This is a genomic window from Stenotrophomonas sp. HMWF003 (assembly GCF_003061285.1).
Taxonomy (GTDB): Bacteria; Pseudomonadota; Gammaproteobacteria; order Xanthomonadales; family Xanthomonadaceae; genus Stenotrophomonas; species Stenotrophomonas maltophilia_AP.
The window spans coordinates 4,156-8,477 of sequence record NZ_QAIW01000186.1 but is presented as its reverse complement, the minus strand read 5'-3'; the positions used below and the strand labels follow the sequence as shown (position 1 = coordinate 8,477).

The following is a 4,322-nucleotide window of genomic DNA, read 5'->3' as shown; positions in this document are numbered from 1 at the left end:
CTGGAGCACCGCGCGCCATCGCGCTGGGTCACCTGGTACAGCCCGACCCCGAGCTGGCGGGCGCCGTTGAAGTCGTCGTTGCGCGCATGCCCGGCCTGCACGGCAGCGTCGAGGAAGGCGTCGGAGAGCGGGTTGTGGTGGCGCAGGTCGGCGACCGACAACGGGCCGGCATCGCCGTGCAGGGCGCTGCCACCGCGGCTGTTGGCTTCGCTGTGCAGGAACCACGGCAGCACCTGCGCCCACTCCCAGCCCTCGGCGCCGCCGGCCGCCCAGCCGTCGTAGTCGGCGGGAACGCCGCGCACGTAGCACATCGCGTTGATCGAACTGGAGCCGCCCAGCACCTTGCCGCGCGGCCACCACAGGCGGCGGCCTGCCAGCGCCGGCTCGGCGTCGGTGTCCAGGTTCCAGTTGATGCGGCGGTTGTTGACCAGTCGCGCCAACCCGGCCGGCATGTGGATGAACGGGTTGCGGTCGCGCGGACCGGCTTCCAGCAGCAGTACCCGGCAACGCGGGTCGGCGCTGAGCCGGTTGGCCAGCACGCAGCCGGCCGATCCTGCGCCGACGATGATGTAGTCGTACGTGTCCGTCCCCACGGCTGGCGGCCCCTTCGGTAGGTAGCCCCGAGCATAGGGCAGCACGGCCTGCGACGGGGCCGCGCGATCACGGCCACGCAGCGTTGCGCCGGTGAGGCGGCCTGCTACTGGCGATGTTGCGGTGCATCGTTTACCTTGCGCGCTTTCCTGCCCGGAGTTTCCACGATGCCGCCGTTGCCACGCCGCCCGAGCCGGGAGTGGGTGCGATGAGTGCTGCAGCAGCGGCCCCGGCGCGGTCGGGCCTGCTCGGGGCGCTGCGGCAGTCGCCGCCGCTGATCTGGGCGTGCCTGTACTTCTTCTGCCTGCTCAGCGGCTACTACGTGCTGCGCCCGGTGCGCGAGGCGATGGCGGCCTCGGCCGACGCGAAGGCGGTGTTCCCGCCGGTGCTGATCGACTGGTTCAGCGCGCATGGCATTGCGATGCAGGACTTCGTGCTGCAGTTCCTGTTCACCGGGGTGTTCTTCATCATGCTGGTGCTGCAGCCACTGTACGGCGCGGTGGTCAGCCGCTACGCGCGGCGGGTATTCCTGCCTGCGGTGTATGGCTTCTTCATCGTCTCCCTGCTGGGCTTCTACCTGCTGTTCGACAGTGGCGTGCCGGGGCGCGGCATGGCGTTCTTCTTCTGGGCCGCCGTGTTCAACCTGTTCGCGGTGGCGGTGTTCTGGAGCTTCATGGCCGACGTGTTCTCCAACACCCAGGCACGTGAGGTGTATGGCTACATCGGCGCGGCCGGCACCCTCGGCGCATTCCTGGGGCCGATCATCACCGCGGCGCTGGTCAAGCGGGTCGGTATCGCCAACCTGATGCTGGTCTCGGCCGGCTTCCTGAGCGCCTGCCTGGTCTGCATCTGGCGGCTGCGGTTGTGGGCCGTGGCGCGCGAGCAGGAGCAGCAGCTGGCGTCGGGTGAAACCCCGATGGGCGGCAGCGTGCTCGACGGCCTGAAGCTGATCGTGCGTGAGCCGCTGCTGCGCTGGCTGGCCGTGCTGGTGCTGTTCGGCGTGGGCGTGGGCACGCTGCTGTACAACGAGCAGGCCTCGATCGCCCGCCAGTTCTATCCGGACGAGGCGGCGCGGACCGCGTTCTATTCGCAGATCGACCTGGCGGTGAACGCGCTGACCCTGGTCCTGCAGCTGGGCCTGACCCGGTGGCTGCTGTCGCGCCACGGCATCGCGCCGGCACTGCTGATTCCCGGGGTGGCGATCATCTTCGGCTTCCTGCTGCTGGCCGCCTGGCCGTTGGCGCTGATGGTGGCGATCGTGCAGGTGATGACCCGCGCCAGTGAGTTCTCGTTGGCCAAGCCCGCGCGTGAAACGATCTATACCCGGGTCGACCGCCAGTGGCGCTACAAGGCCGGCGCGGCGATCGACACCGTGGTCTACCGCGGCGCCGACCTGACCTTTGCCTGGGTGCACAAGGGGCTGTCGCTGTTCGGGTCGCACGCGGTGTTCGCGGGCGGCGTCGTGGTGGCCGGGTGCATGACCGCCGCTGCCATCGGCCTGCTGCACGAAGAAAAGAAGCTGCCGGGCGAGCGCCCGGAGTAAGCTTCATCGACCCTCTTCAAGGCCTGCCCATGTACTGGACCGCACTGATCCTGACCCTGCTGGTCGCCCTGCTGCACGTGTACTTCCTCGTGCTGGAAATGTTCCTGTGGACCAGGCCGCTGGGGTTGAAGACCTTCCGCAACACGCCGGAGAAGGCCGAAACCACCCGCGTGCTGGCGGCCAACCAGGGGCTCTACAACGGCTTCCTCGCCGCGGGGCTGTTCTGGGGGCTGTTCGACCACCTGCCGATGCTGGTGAACTTCATGCTGGGCTGCGTGATCGTGGCCGGCTGCTACGGCGCCTACAGCGTCAACAAGCGCATCTTCTTCATCCAGGCCGTGCCGGCGATCCTGGCCGTGGCCGCGTGGTGGATGGTCCCCGCCTGACCCCGGGGTAGAGCCACCCCATGGGTGGCTGCTTGCGTGCGCACCAACGATCAACGTTTGACCGGTGACACCCACATCTGGATGCGGGCCTGGAACACGGCCGTGCCGGCGTCGTCGCACACCTGCACGTCCACCGGCAGCGCGTAGCCGGCCTCGGCGGCCACGATCGGCTGTGCCGGCGTGGCCACGGCATGCTGCGTGCCGGTGGCCTTGGCCAGGTACTGCACCTCCATGCCCTTCGGGATCCAGCGCATGCCCTTGGGCAGCGAGGCATCCACCATCAGCCCGGCGGTGAGCTCGGCCAGGTTGCACAGCGCGATGGCGTGCACGGTGCCGATATGGTTGGTGACCTTGCGCCGGTGCGCGATGCGCCCTTCGCAACGGCCGGGCTCAAGCAGGGTGATGCGCGGGGCGATGCTGGCGAAGTAGGGCGCCTTGACGCACACCGCGCGGGAAAACAGCCAGCTGCCGGCGGGCCAGCGCTGCATGCGGCGATACAGGTTCAACAGGGGAGCAGACATGGACGCCTCTCAAAAAAACGGCGGACCGAAGTCCGCCGTTGGGGGTTACGTTGCTGCCTCGATCACGCCGCTTCCTGCGACTGCGCGTCCTTGCGCTCGCGGTCGTAGTAACCGGCCGAGCGCAGTTCGTGCGGATCGAAGTCGTCCACGGTGATGGTTTCCAGGGTGAGCGCGCGCAGCTCTTCGAGCAGGGTGCGTTCGTCCTGGGTGATCACGCCTTCGGCGACCGCTTCGTCCAGCTGGGTGGTGAAGTCCAGGGCTTCGATGCCCTTGGTCTTCACCGCCTTGATGAACTTGCGCTCGACCGGCTCGGCCATGATCGCCTTGGACAGGTAGCTGTTGATGCGGCCGCCCGGGTTGTTCTCGCACGGGGTCAGGAACACGCCACTGGCCAGACGGTCGCGGGCTTCGTTGGGCGCCATCAGCAGCGCAGCCACGCGGTGGCCCAGGCGGTCGCCGGGGGCCTCGGCACGGCGGCCGAACGGGAAGATCAGCAGCCACATCAGCCAGCCGATCGGACGGATCGGGAAGTTGCGCAGCGCCGCCGACAGCGACGTTTCGATCGTGTGCACGCTGTCATGGAAGGCCCAGGCCAGCAGCGGCTGGTCGGCCACCGGCGCGCCTTCGTCGTGGTAGCGCTTGAGCATGGCGCTGGTCATGTAGATGTGGCTCAGCACATCGCCCAGGCGGCCGGACAGCGATTCCTTGAACTTCAGCTTGCCACCGAGGGTCATCATCGAGATGTCGGCCATCAGCGCCAGGTTGGCCGAATAGCGGTCCAGCTTGCGGAAGTAGCGGCGGGTGTAGGCATCGCCCGGGGCGGCACCGAAGCGCGCGCCGGTCAGGCCGAACCAGAACGAACGCACGGCGTTGGAGATGCCAAAGCGGATGTGGCCGAACAGGCTGCGGTCGAACTCCTGCAGGCCGGCACGGGTGTCCGGGTCCTGCGCGGCCTTCATTTCCTTCAGCACCCACGGGTGGCAGAGGATCGCACCCTGGCCGAAGATCAGCAGGCTGCGGGTCATGATGTTGGCGCCTTCCACCGTGATGGCGATCGGCGCGGCCTGCCAGCTGCGGCCGGCGAAGTTGCGCGGCCCCAGGATGATGCCCTTGCCGCCGATCACATCCATCATGTCCGAGATCACTTCACGGCTCATGGTGGTGCAGTGGTACTTGGCGATCGCCGACGGCACCGACGGCACGTCGCCGCGGTCCACCGCAGCGGCGGTGGCCTGGCACAGCGCGCTGATCGCGTAGGCCTTGCCGCCGATGCGGGCCAGC

At 68.3% G+C, this 4,322-nt stretch carries 5 protein-coding genes; 2 read left to right on the top strand and 3 right to left on the bottom strand.

From position 1 onward, the window contains the following. Positions 1-593 (bottom strand): GMC family oxidoreductase N-terminal domain-containing protein (locus DBR34_RS07505; RefSeq protein ID WP_181393934.1); only part of this gene is annotated, 593 nt, incomplete at its 3' end. A 206-nt stretch (positions 594-799) separates the two neighbouring features. On the opposite strand from DBR34_RS07505, the gene DBR34_RS07500 reads away from it, so the two are divergent. After that, positions 800-2,134: an MFS transporter gene (locus DBR34_RS07500; RefSeq protein WP_128096325.1), complete on the top strand. Its 1,335-nt coding sequence runs from the start codon at positions 800-802 to the stop codon at positions 2,132-2,134. Positions 2,135-2,163: 29 nt separating this feature from the next. Then, positions 2,164-2,520: a DUF1304 domain-containing protein gene (locus tag DBR34_RS07495; protein WP_128096324.1), complete on the top strand. Its 357-nt coding sequence runs from the start codon at positions 2,164-2,166 to the stop codon at positions 2,518-2,520. Positions 2,521-2,570: 50 nt separating this feature from the next. Here DBR34_RS07495 and DBR34_RS07490 read toward each other — a convergent pair whose 3' ends face one another. Continuing rightward, entirely contained in the window at positions 2,571-3,041 is a 471-nt protein-coding gene (locus tag DBR34_RS07490; RefSeq protein WP_128096323.1) for a hotdog fold domain-containing protein, read from the bottom strand. Positions 3,042-3,103: 62 nt separating this feature from the next. Continuing rightward, positions 3,104-4,322: acyl-CoA dehydrogenase domain-containing protein (locus DBR34_RS22340; protein ID WP_258223733.1), on the bottom strand; the 1,219-nt coding region annotated here is incomplete at its 5' end.